A 17,042-nucleotide genomic window follows, 5' to 3' on the forward strand; every position below is an offset into this window, starting at 1 on the left:
ACCATAAGTAATGACGAGTCATTTCTCGGTGACATCCATCACGTATCGCTCGTGAAGGCGACGCCACGATCAGGAATTTGAAGGAATACCTTTTGCCTAGCACTTATGGAACCGACGCAGCCGAGCTTATTGTGGGTTCGGATCTTGACGACAGCCTTTTCGGCCTGGCCGGTGATGACACCTTGCAAGGGCTGACCGGCGATGACCTTCTGGAGGGGGGCGCCGGCAATGACAGCCTGTCTGGGGGCGGCGGCAACGACACGCTGGCCAGCGGTTATGGCGCCGACACGCTTGATGGCGGATCGGGTGACGACCTGCTTATTGCGGAGCGGCCCATTAGCTATGGTGGCCCCCGCCTGTTCATCGGCGGCGACGGTGAAGACACGCTGTCAATGGATCATTACCGGCTGCAGCAGTTGGATCTTGGTGTCGGAACGGACATCGAGGCGGTGCATTTTGAGTCCAATATACTGTATGGCACCGAAGGATCGGACATGCTGGACATCAGCGGTGTGCGCGATCTGGTGACATGGTACTATAACAGGTTCGAAAACGCCGGGGAGCTCAGTGTCTACCTGTATGACGGTGACGACACCTTCCTTGCAAGTAGCGCTGATGATCGCATTGACGGCGGGTCGGGGAACGACAGCATCAATGGCGGCGCCGGTTTCGATCGGATATTCGGCGACGATGGCGACGACACGCTGCTGGGAGGCGCGGGTGTCGATGTCCTTTATGGCGGCGAGGGGAATGACAGCCTTGCGGGCGGCGATGGCAGCGACCAGCTTTATGACGGCAGCGGCCTTGATACGCTCGACGGCGGCGCGGGCGACGATATGATTCATCTGACCGGCGGATCGGTTGGATCGCCCTCAGGCGTGGTGCTGCAGGGGGGCGATGGCACCGACTCCCTGTCACTGGGGTACGGGTCGTCCGAGCGATTGACTGTCGACTGGCTGGATCTGGATCCTTCCATGGGGATCGAGGCGCTTTACTCGTCGGTTGATATCGACGGAACGGCTGCGGACAACCTGTTCGATTTCAGCGCCTTGCAGCAGGTCAGTACACAGGCAATCTCCCTGTTGGCCGGGGATGACACCTTTCTGGGGCAATCGGCGGATGACAGCGTTGATGGCGGCGATGGCGACGATTTCCTGTCTGCTGGCGCCGGGGATGACACCCTGTCCGGCGGCGAAGGGCAGGACACGCTGGAAGCCGGAGACGGAGATGACTCGCTGAATGGTCAAGGCGGCGCGGATCTGCTGATCGGGGGCAATGGCAACGATACGTTCGAAAGCAGCGCCGGGGGCGATACCTATCTCGGCGGCGCTGGCGACGATGTGTTCCGTGTCTCTGCTGCGCATCTGACAGAGGACAGTGTCTTTGACGGTGCAGAGGGCAACGACAGCATCTATCTGGACGACGGCCAGATCTTTTGGCTGGATCTTTCGGCAGAGCAGGGCATCGAATGGATGGTAACCAGCCCGACCTTGTTGCGCCTTGAGGGGACAGAGGCCTCGGACCTGATCGACTTGTCCGGTCTGTCCACCCTGATCGCGGAAGACGGAGACATTTTCCTTCACGCCGGAGATGACAGTTTCGCGGGCCTTTCGCAGGAAAACGGTTTCCACAATCGGTCGATCGACGATTACGTTGACGGCGGTGCCGGTAACGACAGCATCCGCGGCAATTTCGGGGCGGACACCCTTCTGGGGATGGACGGCAATGATGCCCTGCAAGGCGGCGTGGGTGCGGACAGCCTTCTTGGTGGGCAGGGCGATGACAGCCTCGATGGCGATGCGGGGATGGACACGTTGTCCGGCGGCGAAGGCAATGACAGCCTGACTGGTGGCGACGGTGCGGATACGCTGGATGGGGGCGACGGTGACGACACCCTGCTCGGCGGTCTTGGCGCAGACCTGATGACAAGCGGCGCTGGCGCGGACAGTCTTGATGGCGGCGAGGGTGACGACACGATCTACGGCTCCGACGGCGCGGACACGATCACCGGCGCAGACGGGCGCGATCTGATCGACTATTATAGCTCTGCCGAAGGCATCAGCGTCGATTTCGCCGCGGGCACCTCTTCGGGCGGGCTGGCCGAAGGGGACATCCTGTCGGAACTCGAGGATGTGCTGGCCAGCGAATATGCGGATGTGGTCGGCGGCAATGACGACGACAACGCCTTCGAGGGCTTCGGCGGTTCCGATGTGCTTATGGGCCGCGGGGGCGATGACGTGCTGACCGGGGGCGAGGGCAACGACACCCTCGAAGGTGGCGAGGGAAGCGATGCCCTGAGCGGCGGTAACGGCGTGGACGAACTGGTTTACAGCGCCGACAGCACCGGAGTTTACGTCGACTTGCGCGAAAACCTCGTGCGGGGCGGCGAAGCGGAAGGCGATACCATCGCGGGATTCGAGGATGTCACCGGCGGGGCCGGAAATGACACCATCGAAGGCGACGGCTTCAGGAACGTGCTGGTCGGAAACGCCGGCGACGATCAGTTGTCGGGCTTTGCCGGCAATGACTTCCTGGAGGGCGGATCAGGTGATGACCTGCTTGACGGCGGCGCGCAGAATGACACGATCTTCGGCGGTGACGGCAACGATACAGTCTACGCTGGCAACGGACGGGATCACGTTTTTCTAGGCAACGGGGCTGACCTGTTCACCGACGCGGCGCAACAGGGTGAATTCGGCGCAGACACGGTCTGGGGCGGCGACGGAGCGGATACCATCAATGGTGCTGGCGGCGCCGATCTGCTGCGCGGCGAAGACGGCAATGATGTCATTGCGGGCGGACAAGACAGCGACACTCTTCAAGGTGGCGACGGCGATGACATGCTTGACGGCGGCACGCAGGGCGACGTGCTGTGGGGCGAAGCCGGAGACGACACGCTGCACGGCGGCGGAGGCAATGACAGCCTGAGCGGAGGCTTCGGCGCCGACGCGCTTTCGGGCGGCAGCGCGCATGATCGCATTTGGGGCGACGAGGGCGATGACACGATCTGGGGCGGTGACGGTCGCGATAGGTCGTTCCTTGGTACCGGGCACGATGTCTATTCCGACACCGAGCAGTCCACCGCTGATGGCGCCGACACCGTCTGGGGCGGGGCTGGCAATGACACAATCTCGACCGGCGGAGGGGTAGACCTTGTCCACGGCGAGCTTGGAAATGATAGTCTGAATGGCGGAACCGGCAACGATGCCCTGTACGGAGAAGCGGGGGCCGATACGCTGATCGGCGGCGATGGGGCGGACCTGTTGGAAGGGGGATCAGAGGCCGACCTGCTGATTGCGGGCGGCTGGAACGACACCGTGCGCGGCGGCTTCGGCACCGACACGGCATGGCTCGGACAGGGCAATGATCTTTACACCGACACGTCCCAGACTGGGGTTTATGGCCAGGACACCGTCTGGGGCGGCGACGGCAACGACACGATCAACGGTGGCGGCGGCGACGATCTGCTGCTGGGTCAGGCGGGCCGGGATTCGCTTGTGGGCGCCGACGGCGACGATCTGCTGCGCGGCGGCGTGGATCTCGACACTCTGGTTGGCGGCAACGGCAGCGATACCCTGCATGGCGAGGGGGGCAATGATCGCGTCGAAGGCAGCAATGGTAACGACAGCCTGACCGGCGGCAACGGCAACGATGTGCTGCGCGGCGGCGTGGGTTCCGACACGCTGCTCGGCGGCAGCGGCAGCGATACGCTATATGGCGAGGGAGGCAATGATCGCATCGAAGGCGGCAATGGCACCGATCTTGCGTTTCTTGGCGCGGGCAACGATCTGTATACCGACTCCACGCAAGGCGGCGCCTTTGGGGCCGATACGGTCTGGGGCGGGGCTGGCAACGACACGCTGAACGGCGGCGGCGGCGACGACAGCCTGACTGGCGGCAACGGCAACGACCGGATCCTGGGCGGAACTGGCGACGATACGCTGAACGGCGGCGGCGGGGCGGATGTCTTCGTGTTCACAACCGGGTCCGGGGAGGACCTCATCGCAGGTTTCGAGCTTGCGAATGATCAATTGGAATTCTGGATGGACCCGCGCGATATCCTCGCCGAAGAGCTGGCTGACTCGGTGTTGTTGTCCTGGGAAGATGGTTCAGTGTTGATCGAAGGCCTGAGCCTGAGCGATCTGGAGGACGTGCGGGCCGATTTCTTCTGAAAACCCTCGGGCGGGGCGGCCTCAGAAAAGGCTAGTGCTGCCCCGCCGTTCTACTAAGATAAGGGCATGGGTCGCGATGTAGGTGCAACATCGGGCGGTTTCCGTCCTGGTGAGTGAACATGACATTGCGTCGGTGCAAAAGACATGGGCCCGGATCATGACGACCGGAGATTTCGCCGTGGCCTCTCCGTCGCGCTGCCGACGGCTCTGGTGTTCCTCACCGTCGCTTTCGGGATCGCGGGATGGAGCGGGGTTCACCGGGATGCGGCGGGTGCCCCCATGTGGGGGCACGTCCTATACAACACGATTCCCGCCTTTTTCGGAGACGGGTCCTATCTTCCGGGGCCTGCGAACGCCGCGGCCGATAATCCATGGATCCAGACGGCCCGGTTCACCGGGCTTGCGGCGACGATTTCGGCCTTGCTCGCCATCGTGGCCACCCTGCTGAGGGACACGCTGACGCGAATGCTTGCCGGGTTCCGGCGCGCGCATACCGTTGTCGTTGGGGTTTCGGATTTTGCCGTCGATCACGCGGCGCATACTGCGCGCACGACGGCCTTCGACACGACGGAGAAGCTGGAACGCCAAAGCGCAAACCGCAGCGACCTTCGCGTACTGCGCATTCCCGATGGAATGCGTGGCGGAACCGCGACTGGCTGGAGCCTGGGGCGACCTGCCAGAATCGTCTTTGGCGACAGGAATTCGATGATCAATGTCGAGCGCGCGCGAAACTGGCTTGGCACAACCAAAGCCCCCGCCGCAGGAACCTGCGCCTGACATTGCGGGTCGAGGAAAAATCCGTGGCGCGCGACCTCGGCCTGCTGACGCCGGATCTTGCCCATGCATCGCTGATTTCCCGCTCTGAAACGATTGCACGCTCGCTGGTGACAGGCATGGCGCTGGCGGCGATGCGCGGGCAAGACCGGGTGCATATCGTGCTAATCGGATTGGAAAGCGTCAATCTTGCTGTCGCCGAAGAGATCGTCCTGCGCTGTCACGACCCGTCGCAAAAGGCGCCGATGCTCACCTTGGTCGATTGCGATCCCGCCAGAGCGGAAGCGCGGCTGAGAGTTGAATGCCCCGACCTTCTCAACCCGGATTTCGGCCCTGATGGGCCATGCATCCGCTTTTTCGGGATGGATGCGGTGCAATGCTGCGCCGCGGGCGTCGCGGATGCCTTGTTCGAGGTCGAGCGCAACACGCCGCTGACGGCTATCGTCGTGTCGACCGGCGATCGAGCTGTTCTATGCGGCCGGGCTTGCGCCACCACCCAGTGCCGGCATTGCAGGGCTGCGGCTTGCCTCTGCGGCGGGCAATGCCGTGCTTGGGAACACGCAATTGATCAATACGCTGTCGATGGCCGAGCATGGCCGATGGTGCGCGGAGCGCCGAACCGATGGCTATTGCCACGCACCGGTGCGCGACACCGAGCGCAAGCGTCACCCGCTGATCGTGCCCTTTTCCGAACTGCCCGATGATCAGCGCGCCAAGGACAGGCGAAACGTCAAGGAAGCGCTGACATTCTCGATGTAGTTGCGTGAGTCCGCCCCGCGTCAGCCGTGCTGGCGGATGCAGCTGCGTATCGGCGTCATCGGCCCGCTGGCGACAGAGGCGGTCGATCTCGGCGCGGCGCTGGACACGATCCTTAAGCGGCGGCCCGGTGCCGAGGCTTGTGATCTGGAGAATCTGACCCCCAATGCGCCGGGATTTGACCGGGTGGCCACCGTCGAACTGGCCGCGCGCTGGTTCGACCGGACGGGTCGCACCCTGCGCATTCTGGCGATGAACGCCGCCAGCCCGGAAACGATGGACAGGATCGCGCTAAAGCATCTCGGGACGAAGGGCGCTGACGAAAACACCGCCTGCGCATCGCTCAAGCGGCAGACAGCAGCCTTCGAAGCCCTGCGCGACAAAGGTCACAGCGTGCGCAGGATGGATGGATCTGCACCCGCTCGACGTTTCGGATACGGAGTTGCAGGCGGATCCGGCGGCCTATCTCGCCAATATCGCGCGCACGCAGGACAGGCTGCTCGATCTTGCGGATGAGATGATCTTCGCAGGTTCGGGCGAAACCGCGGACTGGACCATGCGGGCCATCCAGAGATGGCGCGCGCGCGGACGCCAACCAATCATCGCCCGCTAAGGCGCGCGGCTATCACGCCACCGTTGGCTGTATCACGAAAAACATGCCGGCCGCGACGGCGACCCCATTGATCACCGACAGGTTCGGCCGGACTAGCGCCGCGGCACTGAGCAGGAGGAGCGCTTGAGTGCACCGACCCAGTGAAAACCTGCTCATGCTACAAGGGAAACGTAGCGATGGGTAAGACGATAGACGACCCCGAAAACCGCGACATCCTGCCCTCGGGACATCTCGCAGGTTACACCAGCTTGACCGACGAGATTGACCCTTTCGCGCTGCTATCAACGAAAGATCGTGTCGCTGTCTGCGGTACGTGCGTCATCGGGTCTTTTCCGGAACACACCCGCCATGTCGTGGCAATGCGTTCGAAGCGATGCTGAAAGCCTCATTGGGTACGCTGCGAGCAGCACCAATGAACGGGCCCAACGGCACGCCTTCAGCGCGCGGGCCTCACACTCGGATGCCGTAACGGCTGATCTTGTCGTTCAGCGTGCGCCGGGCAATACCGAGCGCCTTTGCAGTGCGCTCGGTATTGCCGCGGCAGCGCTCGAGCGTGAGGCGGATCTCGCGTGCCTCAAAGGCAGCGACCCGCTCAGCAAGGCCTTCCGGCTCGGTGAGCGGGGCGGCGGTGTCCTCGGGGATGTCAATCCCAAGGGCAAAGCGCTCGGCCAGGGCCTTAAGCTCGCGCACGTTGCCGGGCCAGGGACGGCGCAGCAGGCGCTGTTTCAGCGCGTAGGACGGCTGCGGCATCTCGCGCCCGTAGCGCGCCGCGGCAAGCCCGGCGTAATGGCTGAACAGCAGCACGATGTCGTCGCCGAGCGCGCGCAGCGGCTCGACCGCGATCTCGGTCCCGGCGAGGCGGTAAAAGAGATCGGCGCGGAAGCTGCCGTCGAGGGTCAGCGGGCGCAGGTCGGCCTTGGACGTGGCGATGATCCGCAGATCGAGCGGGCGCAGCCGGTTCTCGCCCAGCCGTTCCACCATGCGCTCCTGCAGCGCGCGCAGCAGCTTGGGCTGGATGGCGGGTGGCATGGCCTCGACCTCGTCGAGCATCAGCGTCCCGCCCGAGGCCGCCTCGAGCTTGCCCGGCTTGTCCTGCGCGCCCGGAAAGGCGCCCGCGACATGGCCGAAGATCTCGATCTCGAACAGGCTCTCGGGCAGCGCGGCGCAGTTCACCGCGACGAAGGGCCCGGCGGCGCGGGCGCTGGCCTCGTGCAGCGCGTGGGCGACGAGTTCCTTGCCGGTGCCGGTCTCGCCGGTGATCACCACGTCGAGATCGGTGGGGCCGATCGCGGCGATGCGCGCGCGCAGGGCAGACATCGCCGCCGATTGCCCCAGCAGCCCGCCCTCGTCGCGGCGGGCGATGCGGTCCTGCAACCGGCCGATCTCGGCGCGGGCGGCGCGACTGCGCAGGCTGCGCTCGATCACGCTCAGAAGGTGCATGCCGTCATAGGGCTTTTCGAGGAAATCCTCGGCCCCGCCGCGCATCGCCTGCACCGCTTGCGCCAGGTCGCCATGACCCGAGATCAGCACCACCGGGCAGTCTGGATCGCGCTCGCGCGCCGCCTCGAGCAGCGCTTGGCCATCCATTCCGGGCATGCGCAGGTCGGTCAGGATAAGGTCGGGACGGCTGGTTGCCGCCAGCGCCTCGCGGCCGCCGGCGAAGGGTTCGGCGCGGTAGCCGGCGGCCTCGATCAGATCGCAAAGCGCAAGACGGTGGTCCCGGTCGTCTTCGACGACGTGGATCAGCGGGATCATTCGGCGGCCTCCTGCGTGTCGTCACTTGCCAGCTGCGGCAGGATCACCGCCACCTCGGCTCCCTTGCCGGGGGCCGAGCGGATGTCGAGCCGCCCGCCGAACTGCTGGACCACCTCGAAGCTGATCGCAAGCCCGAGGCCCAGTTTCTCGCCGCCGACCTTGGTCGAGAAGAAGGGCTCTGTGATACGCGGCAGCACGTCGGGGGCAATGCCGGGGCCGTTGTCGCTTACCAGCAGGACAACCTCATCGCTGCGGCTCTCGATCGACAGCGTCACCTCGCCGTGGCCCGGCTCGACAGCCTCGATGGCATTGTGCAGCAGATTCACCAGCACCTGTTCGAGCCGGGCCTGACCGGCTTTTACCACCGGGTCGATACCCGGCGACACAAAGCGCAATTGCACGCCCACCGCATCGGCGCGCGGCTCGGCCAGCGCCAGCGCCGAGCGGGCGACACTGGCCACCGCAACCGACGATAGCGGCGCCGCTTCACGGCGCGAGAAATTCTTCAGATGCTTGGTCATCCGCTGCATCCGGCGGATCAGTCCGCGCGCCGATTGCAGCCGTGCGGCAGTCTGCTCCGGTGCACGTGACAGCCCGAACTCGGCGGCGGTCAGCGTCGCCTCCATCGCGGCAAGCGGCTGGCTCACCTCGTGGACGATGGCGGCGGACATGCGTCCAAGCGCGGCCATCTTCTCGGAATGCACCAGCGTCGCCTGCGTGGCGCGCAGATCGTCCTCGACCTGACGGCGCGCATCTATCTCGCGCGCAAGCTCGGCGGTACGCTGGCGCACCTTGCGTTCCATCACTTCGGTCTGGCGCAGGCGCAGCGCAATGAGCCGCTGGCGGTGACGTCGCATCTCGGCCAGTCCGAGTCCGAGCAGCCCGGCCAGCAGCACCAGCGCAGTGGTGGCCATGGCGGCCCCGCGCGCCGGCCAGATCGGCGTGGCTGCAAGCAGCCGCCAGCCGTTCTCGAACGGCGTGCCGCGCAGCGTGGTGGCGCGGCGCCCGCCGTCGATCGGCAGCTCCGAACCCTTGGGCAGAAGTGGCTCGGCAGCCCTGAGATCGGCCGCGACATAAAGCTGCGAGGATGCGATCCGGGCAAGGGCGTCTTCGGGCAGCGGCGTCAGCGGCCGGTAGCGCCAGCCCGCGATCGAGGAGAGAAACACCACCTCGTCCTTGTCGGTGACGGCGATATGTTGGCCAGTCTCGGCCCAAGCCCGCTCCAGCGGTCGCAGATCGATCTTCACCACCATCACCCCTTGCACCCCAAGGCCGGGATCATCGACGCGGGCCGAGATGAAGTAGCCCGGCTCGCCGGTCGTCACACCAATGGCGTAGACAGCGCCATTGCCGGTGACGCGGGCATCGGTGAAATAGGGGCGGAAGCTGTAGTCGTGGCCAACGTAGCTGTCAGGCTCGTTCCAGTTCGACGAGGCGATGGTCACACCGGCATCGTTCAGCAGATAAAGCCGCCCCGAGCCGGTCTGCGTGGCGATCTTCTCGAGATAGCGGTTGGCGGCGTCGATCGCCACCGGGTCCGCCGGATTGTCGAGGGCGCTGTGGATGCGTGCATCCTCGCCAGCCACGCGCGGCAGGTAGCGGAAACGGTCGAATTCGGCTTGCAGGGCGCGGTGGCTGACCAGAAGCCCCTGTTCCAGCCCGTGCCGCAGTTCGGCCATCACCAGTTGCCAAGCCAGCGCGCCACAGAGCAGCGCCCCGAGGCTCACCAGCAACAGACGCAGCCGCCAGACAGCGCGGATGCGGGGCAAAAGGGCGCGGTGCCGGGACATCAGCCTGCGTCAGGGCAAGGGGCAAGTTGCACCGGCTGTCCCGGGCTTGCGCCAAGCTCGGTGCATTCCTTGGCGCAAACGGTCCATGCCGAGGGAGTCTCGCCGGATGCGGCAAGGCTCAGCGTCGGCACCGGCGGCAGATCCGGTGCCCAGACCCACCAGCCGTTCTCGAAATGGCCACCTGCGCCGGGCTCCATGCCCGCGCCCGAGCCTTTGACCGCCGCCTCGGTGAGGTGGAGGCGACGGTCTTGGGTAACTTCCCATGTCTCGCGCCATTGCTCGCGCTCGACTGAATGGGTCCACTCCAGCGTGAAGCTGCTGCCCTCGGCAAGGGCGAGCATCATCGCCCCCGCCATCAGGCAGCCGGTCATGCCGACACCGGGGCCTTGCGCCGCCACAGCAGCAGCCCGAAAACCACCACAAGGGCAAAGCCGATCTCGTCGGTGATCGGCAGCGCCGCGACGAGCGTGAAGGCAGCGACCACGGCAATGATCCGCTCCCAGATCGCCAGCGGACGACCCAGCCAGCCGATGACGCAGGCACCCCAGAGCGCAAGCGCTATCAGCGCCTTCAGCACGATGTAGGCAACCGCGGGCCAGTAGCCGATGGCTTCCGCCAGCGCACCGCCGTCCTGCAGCATCAGTGCCGGGGTGTAGACCGCCATGAAGGGCACCACGAAACCGGCCGCCGCGACCTTGATGGCTTCGAAGCTGATCCTGAGCCCGCTTTCCTTGGCAATGGGCGCGGCGGCAAAGCAGGCCAGCGCGACCGGCGGCGTCAGGTCGGCGAGAATGCCGAAGTAGAACACGAACATGTGGCTGACGATCAGCGGCACGCCGAGTTCCAGCAGCGCCGGGCCGGCGATCGACGAGGTGATGATGTAGTTCGGGATCGTCGGGATGCCCATGCCAAGGATGATGCAGGTGAACATGGTCAGCACGAGGCTCAGGAACAGGCTGTTCTGGCCCACCGAAACGATGAACTGGCCAAAGGCGTTGGCCCCGCCGGTCAGGGTCATGACGCCGATGATCACGCCAACGAGGGCGCAGGCGATGCCGACCGGCACAGCCGTCTTGGCGCCATCGGCGAGGCTGTCGCGGCAGACCGCAAGCGTCGCGCGTCCGCCCTTGAACGCGGCGCAGGCGGCGATGAGCAGGGCGACAACCAGCAGGATGGCGTGGATGCCGAACTTGAAGAAGGCCGAGGCGCAAAGGCCGAGGACGATCCAGAAGACCACCCGCACCGCCATCGACGGCAGGCCCATGGCGATGGCCGTCCCAAGGATCAGCATCCCGGTAAGGGCAAGCCCGATGGTGCCCGCAAAGAGCGGCGTATACCCCGAGAACAGCAGCCAGACCAGCACGGCCAGCGGCAGGATCAGGTACCAGCCTTCCTTCAGGGCCTTGCGGGCCGAGGGCATCTCTTCGGCCGAAAGACCGCGCAGGTCGCGCTTGCCTGCCTCGAGGTGCACCATCCAGAAGGCGCCAGCGAAGTAGAGGATCGCCGGAACCAGCGCAGCCCTGACCACTTCGATGTATTGCACGCCAAGCGTCTCGGCCATGATGAAGGCGACGGCCCCCATCACCGGCGGCATGATCTGTCCGCCCATCGACGCTGTCGCCTCGACGCCGCCGGCAAAGGCGGATCGGTAGCCGAAGCGCTTCATCAGCGGGATGGTGAACTGGCCGGTGGTGACGACGTTGGCCACGCCCGAGCCCGAGATCGTGCCCATCAGTCCAGAAGACAGAACCGACACCTTGGCGGCGCCGCCCATGCGGTGCCCGACAAGCCCGAGCGAGACGTCGGTGAAAAGCTTGATCATCCCTGCCTTCTCGAGGAACGAGCCGAACAGGATGAAGAGAAAGATATAGGTCGCCGAGACATAGGTGGGGATGCCGTAGATCCCCTCGGTGCCATAGGCGATCTGTTCCACCACCTGTTCAAAGGCGTAGCCACGGTGGTTGAACGGCGAAGGCAGATACTGCCCGAACAGCGCATAGGCAAGGAACAGGCCGCAGATGATCGGCAGGGCCGGGCCCATGAGCATCCATGCGGCGACGAAGACCGTAAAGATCGCAACACAGCCAAAGACGAGGTCGGCGGTGTTGGGGTCACCGGCGCGGAACAGCAGCGGCGTGTATTCGATCCACTGGTAGGCGGCGACGGCGACACCGGCGGCGGCGAGCAACCAGCAAAACGTCCGCAGCGGCGTTTTGAAGCCGCGGCCGAGCGCCAGCAGCGGGAAGCCGAGCGCCAGCAGGAAGCCGACGTGCACCGCGCGCATCACCTGACTGGGCAGGTCGATGACGTGGGCGGCGATGGAAATCTGATAGAGTGAGAAGGCCACTGCCAACCAGAAGAGAAAGCGCCCGGTCAGGCTCTGCGGAAAGCTCGAGGCCAGCGGGTCGTGCAGTTCGGCCAGTTCCTCGGCCCGGCCGTGCTCAGCCGCATTTTGTCCGGTCATGTCGTCCTCCTGTCGTGCAAGCCGCCCGGCCGAAGCCGGGCCGCCGCACTGGGCTGCTTAAAGCAGGCCCTGTTCCTTGTAGTACTTCTCGGCGCCCGGGTGCATCGGAATCGGCGAGTTCTTGATCGCGTTCTGAATGTCGATGGCGCCCGCAGCCGCATGCGCCGCCTTGAGCTGGTCGAGGTTTTCGAACAGCAGCTTGGTCATCTGGTAGGCCAGCTCGTCGGACACGTCGCTGCTGGTCACCAGGATGTTGGTGATCGTCAGCGTCGAGATATCCTCGTCCTGACCCGGGTAGGTGCCTGCCGGGATGATGCCTGACGCGTAGGGCGCACCAAGTTTACCGGCCACGTCCTCGGGGATCGACACGTAGGTGACGTCCTGCGTCGACGACAGGTCCTTCAGAGCCGCCGAGCCGAGGCCCGAGCTTTGCAGGGTGGCGTCAAGCTGGCGGTTCTTCATCAGTTCGACCGATTCCGCGAAGGGCAGGTATTCGACCTTGCCCAGATCGTCGTAGGTCATGTCGAGCGCGCCGAGGATCTTGCGTGCGTTGACCTCGGTGCCGGACTTTGCGGCGCCGACCGAAACCGACTTGCCAGCCAGTTCCGCCGCGGTGATCACGCCGGCGTCGGCCGAGGCAGCGATCTGGATGTAGTTCGGATAGATCGCGGCGATGCTGCGCAGTTTGTCGAGGGGCTTGGAGAAGCCAACTTCGGCGTTGCCCTCATAGGCGTCCTTTACAGAGTCGCCGAGCGCGAAGCCGATTTCGCCGCGGCCCTGCTGTAGCAGGTTCAGGTTCTCGACCGACGCCTTGGTCGATTGCACCTGCGCGCGCGCGTCAGGGATATTCTTGGCGTAGATGTCGGCAATTGCAACGCCGAGCGGATAGTACACGCCCGAGGTGCCGCCGGTGAGCACGTTGACAAATTCGGTGGCCATCGCAGCGGGTGCGGTGACGGCGAGGCTGCCGGCGATCAATGCGCCGAGCCCGAAGGTTCTGATCATGGTTGTCCTCCCAGACATCAGTTGCGCGTCAGAGGTCTGACCGATCCTGACGCGACGTGCGCGAACCATGGGCAAGCTGGCGGCTCTGAGCAAGATGGGAGAAGGTGGAAAATGAAACTATATCGCAGATTCCCGCTCCTGCCCGGGCAGATCTCCGCCCGAGCAGGTTCCGGGATGGCGCCTGCCTCCGCCGCAGCCGGTCTCAGGGGGGAGCGCATTCGGGAGCTGTGTAGCGCCTCGCTGCCGCTTCCCGTGGGACCGGCGCGTCTAGTCGGCTGTCAGCGCCCCTCCGGTGGGAAGGCAGATTGGCCGTTTTGCCCAAACCCCGTCAGGGAGCCACTGCGTGAAGCCAGCAAGACAGCTGGAGGGCATGCGCAGTTGCCCCCCACGACATCCAAAACCACGCAGTGGGCGTCTTGCAATCACCGCTTGAAGCAGCGCGGTTCGTTGGCGATCCCTTGACCGGCAGCACATGCTTACATGTGTGAGAGGTTGGTCTGATCCTGAGACGACTTGGACACCGCGACCGACCGGCAGGCGTGCTCGCCAATGCAAGTTCAGCGATGCTGCGATCCAGAGCTGTCTGACCACCGCCCGGCAGGCGATTTGCATGGCAAATCTGCCGATAGGGGAGATCACGACGGGCAAGGTTGGTGACGCTGCGATGTTACCCAAGTGCCTGACCAAGATCGCACCTCATCAGTGACGACAGGCGGTAAATGCCATGATGAAAATGGCGCATGCGGCGCTCACACTGCCCTTCCGCCGCGCAAGACTGCCAAGCCGTGGCAGCCCATGAGCGCGATCGCCCGAAAGGAAACCGTCAATGCTTTACGATACCTAGGGCGCGCACTCTGGCGACGTTGGAGCGGATGCCCACGCCGAAGCCGCGTCGAGACCAAACCTATCGTGACATTGCTTTGCGATGCGCGACCTGCGTTCTGGTCGGTCAGTGGAGGCTCTGCCGGGGACGGATGGGATAACACCCCAGGGCACGGGACTTCAACCGCTAGGCAGCGGACATCCAGATCCGTATCGCCGCGCTCAAGCGCTATTCTGCGCTTGGCATAGCTGTCGCCGTGCCCGCGGGCTAAAGCCCTCTGAGGAAAGGGAAAGAACGTCCTTCACCCGTCTTGTGCGGCAAAGCCTCTCCCGGTGCCAAATCCCCGGCGAAGGGTAGCGTCATCCGGGCGGAACAGGAGACGGACATCGCGGTCAAATTTCGGCGGTTGGCTCTTGCGCCGCGCCGAGACTGGCGGCCACTGGATGGCTCGCCGACCCGTCATAGCCACCAAATCCGGACGGGCTTTCGTCAAGGAACCTGTTCGGTTTGGTCTCACGGTGAATCGCCGCGTTCAAGCGCTGCAGTCCAAAGGGCATCTTCGCCAGCCTTCACCGCTCGATCTTCTGCCGGATCGGGGCTCCAGCGCCATGGCGTTGCTCACGGATCGTGATCCAGCCCCTCTGCGATCAGGTCGGACAGCGCGTAGGCCGTGGCGGCTGTCAGGTGCATCCGGTCCACCCGCGTCAACTGCCGCGAGGCAAACAGCGGGCATTTGCCCTGCGCGCAGAACCAGTCGCGCGTCGGGACATAGGTGACGTTGTCGAAGGTGTCCGCCACCGCCGATTCCGCCTCTGCCTTGGCCTTGTGGCGCGCCGAAACCGGCACCACGCAGCTTTCGGGCGGCGAGAAGCGCGTGGCGCAGTCGGCGGGGCTGGCGCCCCAGGGCGGGTCTTGCAGCACAACCAGCTGCTCGACCTCTGCGAGGCGGGAAAAGGTCCGCTCTGCCCCGAGCTTCCAGAGTTCGGCGGCGGTGTCGAGTTCATGCCCCGTAAAGGTCAGCGCCGATTCCGAGGCCGACAGGAAGACGATCGAGGGTTTCAGCGCGTCGAGAAAGGCGAACATCTCGGCGCGCCGCTGTTTGCAGGCCTCGCGAAAGCCGGGGGTCCCGTGGGCGTCGGTCACGTCGGTATCAAACAGCGAGCAATTGGAATAGGCCAGCGCCGCCACGTCCCAGCCCCTGTCCTGCCCGATGGCGGAAATCGCCGGCACCCAGCTGGCGGCGATGGAATCGCCGATCACCGCCACGGGGGTGTCGCCGTGGGTATAGCGGCAGACCCGCCGCGGTGCCTTCCACAGCGGGTTCTGGCGACAGGCGAACATCGCATCGGCGAAATCCGCATCGGACAGTTGCGAGAGCTGCGGCGTGATGCCTCCGGGCCAGCGCTGCGCCGCCAGCGCGTCGCCGATATCCTGCTGGCGTTCTTCCTGCGACATCGCCTTGTCCACCGTAGCGAAGTCGACCGGTCGATCCAGCAGCTTCATCCACGGCCCCGCCGAGCGCACAGCGGCGTGGCCCTGCAGCTGCACGATGGACAGCCCCGCAATGACGCCCAGCACCGCGACCCCCAGCGCCAGCTCGGCGGGGCGCGTCCAGCGCCCCTGCCCCGGCCTCAGGAAGCGGCTGTCGAGCACCGCGCGCTCGACATAGCGATAGCTGAGCCACGACAGCCCAAGCATCAGCGGCAGCGTCGCCAGCGCCACGATCAGCCCCGTGCCGAACTGCGCCTGCGCCAGCACCAGAACCGGGAAATGCCACAGGTACAGGCTGTAAGAGACATCGCCCAGCCAGCGCGACAGCGGGTTGCCCGGCACCGAACGCGGCCCCGCCGGGGCGTCGGCGCCCAGAACGAGCACCGCGCCAATCACCGCCGGCAGCACCGCCGGCACCGGGATGACCCACGATGCGCTAAGCAGGATGGCAGAGCCAAGGATCAGCCCCAGACCGCAATGCCCCCCCCAGCGGCGCAGGCGTGGGCCAAGCCGCCACGGACCGGCCATCGCCAGCAGCGCCCCGGCCAGCAGTTCCCACGCGCGCACGCCGGTGTCGAAATAGGCCATGGCGGGCGCGCCGATGGACCGATACAGCCCCCAGCCAAGGCTCACCGCCGCCAGCAGCGCCACAAGCCCGATGCGCAGCCCCCGCCCGCCCGGCAGCAGCATCACCCCAAGCAGCAGGATCGGCCAGAGCGCGTAGAACTGTTCTTCGATCGACAGCGACCAGTAATGCTGAAACGGTGAGACCGCCGCATCATGCGACAGGTAATCGGTCCCCAGCGCCATGAAATGGATATTGGCGACGAAGCCGATGGCGCTCAGCCCGTCCAGCAGCACCTGCACGGCGCGCGGCGGAAACCACAGCACGAAGGCCGCCAGCACCGTCACCGCCGCCACCAAAAGCGCCACCGGCAGAATCCGCCGCACCCGCTTGGCGTAAAAGCCAAGGATCGACACCGTGCCGGTTGCCTCGATCTCGCGCAGAAGATGGGCGGTGATCAGGTATCCCGATATGACAAAGAAGACATCGACGCCGACAAACCCACCGGCCGGAAAGCCGAAGACATGGTCGAGCACCACCAGAACCACCGCAAGCGCGCGTAGCCCCTGAATATCACTGCGCAAGCGACCGCGATCCGGCGCCATCATCGCGCAAGGATCTCTTTGCCAGCGCGCCATGGCGCGAGCCCTGTTGTCGGCGGTCGTGTTGCGGCACCTAGAAAAAAACCACGCAGGCGCCCGGTACCGTACATGCCTGTACTCCTACCCGGTTCGAATGCAGAGGCCACCGCCACGGCGCAACCTGCACCCCAAGACTGGCGCGAGCCATTCCGTACCTTGGATGCTGCGACGAATTGGTTAACAGGTCAACGAT

General features: G+C 65.1%; 11 protein-coding genes and 1 pseudogene. 5 read left to right on the forward strand and 7 right to left on the reverse strand.

Translation table 11 applies throughout. The features are described 5' to 3' along the window. Nucleotides 1–92 precede the first annotated feature (92 nt). The 4 genes from KO516_RS08135 to KO516_RS08150 all read left to right on the forward strand — a co-directional run bounded on the left by KO516_RS08135 (nucleotide 93) and on the right by KO516_RS08150 (nucleotide 6,218). Complete coding sequence (locus KO516_RS08135; protein ID WP_216003290.1) at nucleotides 93–4,172, forward strand: calcium-binding protein; 4,080 nt, start codon at nucleotides 93–95, stop codon at nucleotides 4,170–4,172. 144 nt (nucleotides 4,173–4,316) lie between these two features. Next, the gene (locus tag KO516_RS08140) at nucleotides 4,317–4,949 is read left to right on the forward strand and encodes a hypothetical protein (RefSeq protein ID WP_216003291.1); all 633 of its coding nucleotides are present in this window, start codon (nucleotides 4,317–4,319) and stop codon (nucleotides 4,947–4,949) included. Between the two features lie 561 nt (nucleotides 4,950–5,510). Then, nucleotides 5,511–5,705, forward strand: coding sequence for a RyR domain-containing protein (locus KO516_RS08145; protein WP_216003292.1), 195 nt, complete (start codon nucleotides 5,511–5,513; stop codon nucleotides 5,703–5,705). A gap of 36 nt (nucleotides 5,706–5,741) precedes the next feature. After that, complete coding sequence (locus KO516_RS08150) at nucleotides 5,742–6,218, forward strand: hypothetical protein (RefSeq protein WP_216003293.1); 477 nt, start codon at nucleotides 5,742–5,744, stop codon at nucleotides 6,216–6,218. Between the two features lie 547 nt (nucleotides 6,219–6,765). Here KO516_RS08150 and KO516_RS08155 read toward each other — a convergent pair. From KO516_RS08155 to KO516_RS08175, 5 genes are read right to left on the reverse strand one after another with little or no spacing between them, the layout of a single operon-like run. Next, entirely contained in the window at nucleotides 6,766–8,070 is a 1,305-nt protein-coding gene (locus KO516_RS08155; RefSeq protein WP_216003294.1) for a sigma-54 dependent transcriptional regulator, read from the reverse strand. Further along, nucleotides 8,067–9,860 carry an ATP-binding protein gene (locus KO516_RS08160; RefSeq protein ID WP_216003295.1) on the reverse strand — a complete coding sequence of 598 codons (1,794 nt, stop codon included), beginning with the start codon at nucleotides 9,858–9,860 and terminating at the stop codon, nucleotides 8,067–8,069. Before KO516_RS08160 ends, KO516_RS08155 begins: the two co-directional genes overlap by 4 nt. After that, nucleotides 9,860–10,231, reverse strand: a complete 372-nt coding sequence (locus KO516_RS08165) for a DUF1850 domain-containing protein (protein ID WP_216003296.1) — start codon at nucleotides 10,229–10,231, stop codon at nucleotides 9,860–9,862. The genes KO516_RS08160 and KO516_RS08165 overlap by 1 nt, the downstream gene beginning before the upstream one ends. Further along, entirely contained in the window at nucleotides 10,228–12,324 is a 2,097-nt protein-coding gene (locus KO516_RS08170) for a TRAP transporter permease (RefSeq protein ID WP_216003297.1), read from the reverse strand. The genes KO516_RS08165 and KO516_RS08170 overlap by 4 nt, the downstream gene beginning before the upstream one ends. Nucleotides 12,325–12,381: 57 nt before the next feature. Then, nucleotides 12,382–13,329 (reverse strand): TAXI family TRAP transporter solute-binding subunit, encoded by a 948-nt coding sequence (locus KO516_RS08175; protein ID WP_216003298.1) that lies wholly within the window; start codon nucleotides 13,327–13,329, stop codon nucleotides 12,382–12,384. A gap of 378 nt (nucleotides 13,330–13,707) precedes the next feature. Between KO516_RS08175 and KO516_RS08180 the strand changes: the two are divergent. Continuing rightward, a pseudogene (locus KO516_RS08180) lies at nucleotides 13,708–14,423 on the forward strand (hypothetical protein). A 121-nt stretch (nucleotides 14,424–14,544) separates the two neighbouring features. Here the strand turns inward: KO516_RS08180 and KO516_RS08185 are convergent. Both KO516_RS08185 and KO516_RS08190 read right to left on the reverse strand, forming a co-directional pair. Then, entirely contained in the window at nucleotides 14,545–14,709 is a 165-nt protein-coding gene (locus tag KO516_RS08185) for a hypothetical protein (protein WP_216003299.1), read from the reverse strand. Nucleotides 14,710–14,770: 61 nt separating this feature from the next. Then, nucleotides 14,771–16,792 carry an acyltransferase family protein gene (locus tag KO516_RS08190; RefSeq protein WP_216003300.1) on the reverse strand — a complete coding sequence of 674 codons (2,022 nt, stop codon included), beginning with the start codon at nucleotides 16,790–16,792 and terminating at the stop codon, nucleotides 14,771–14,773. Nucleotides 16,793–17,042: the final 250 nt, after the last annotated feature.

Origin of the sequence: Citreicella sp. C3M06, assembly GCF_018860705.1 — a bacterium.
GTDB lineage: Bacteria > Pseudomonadota > Alphaproteobacteria > Rhodobacterales > Rhodobacteraceae > Salipiger.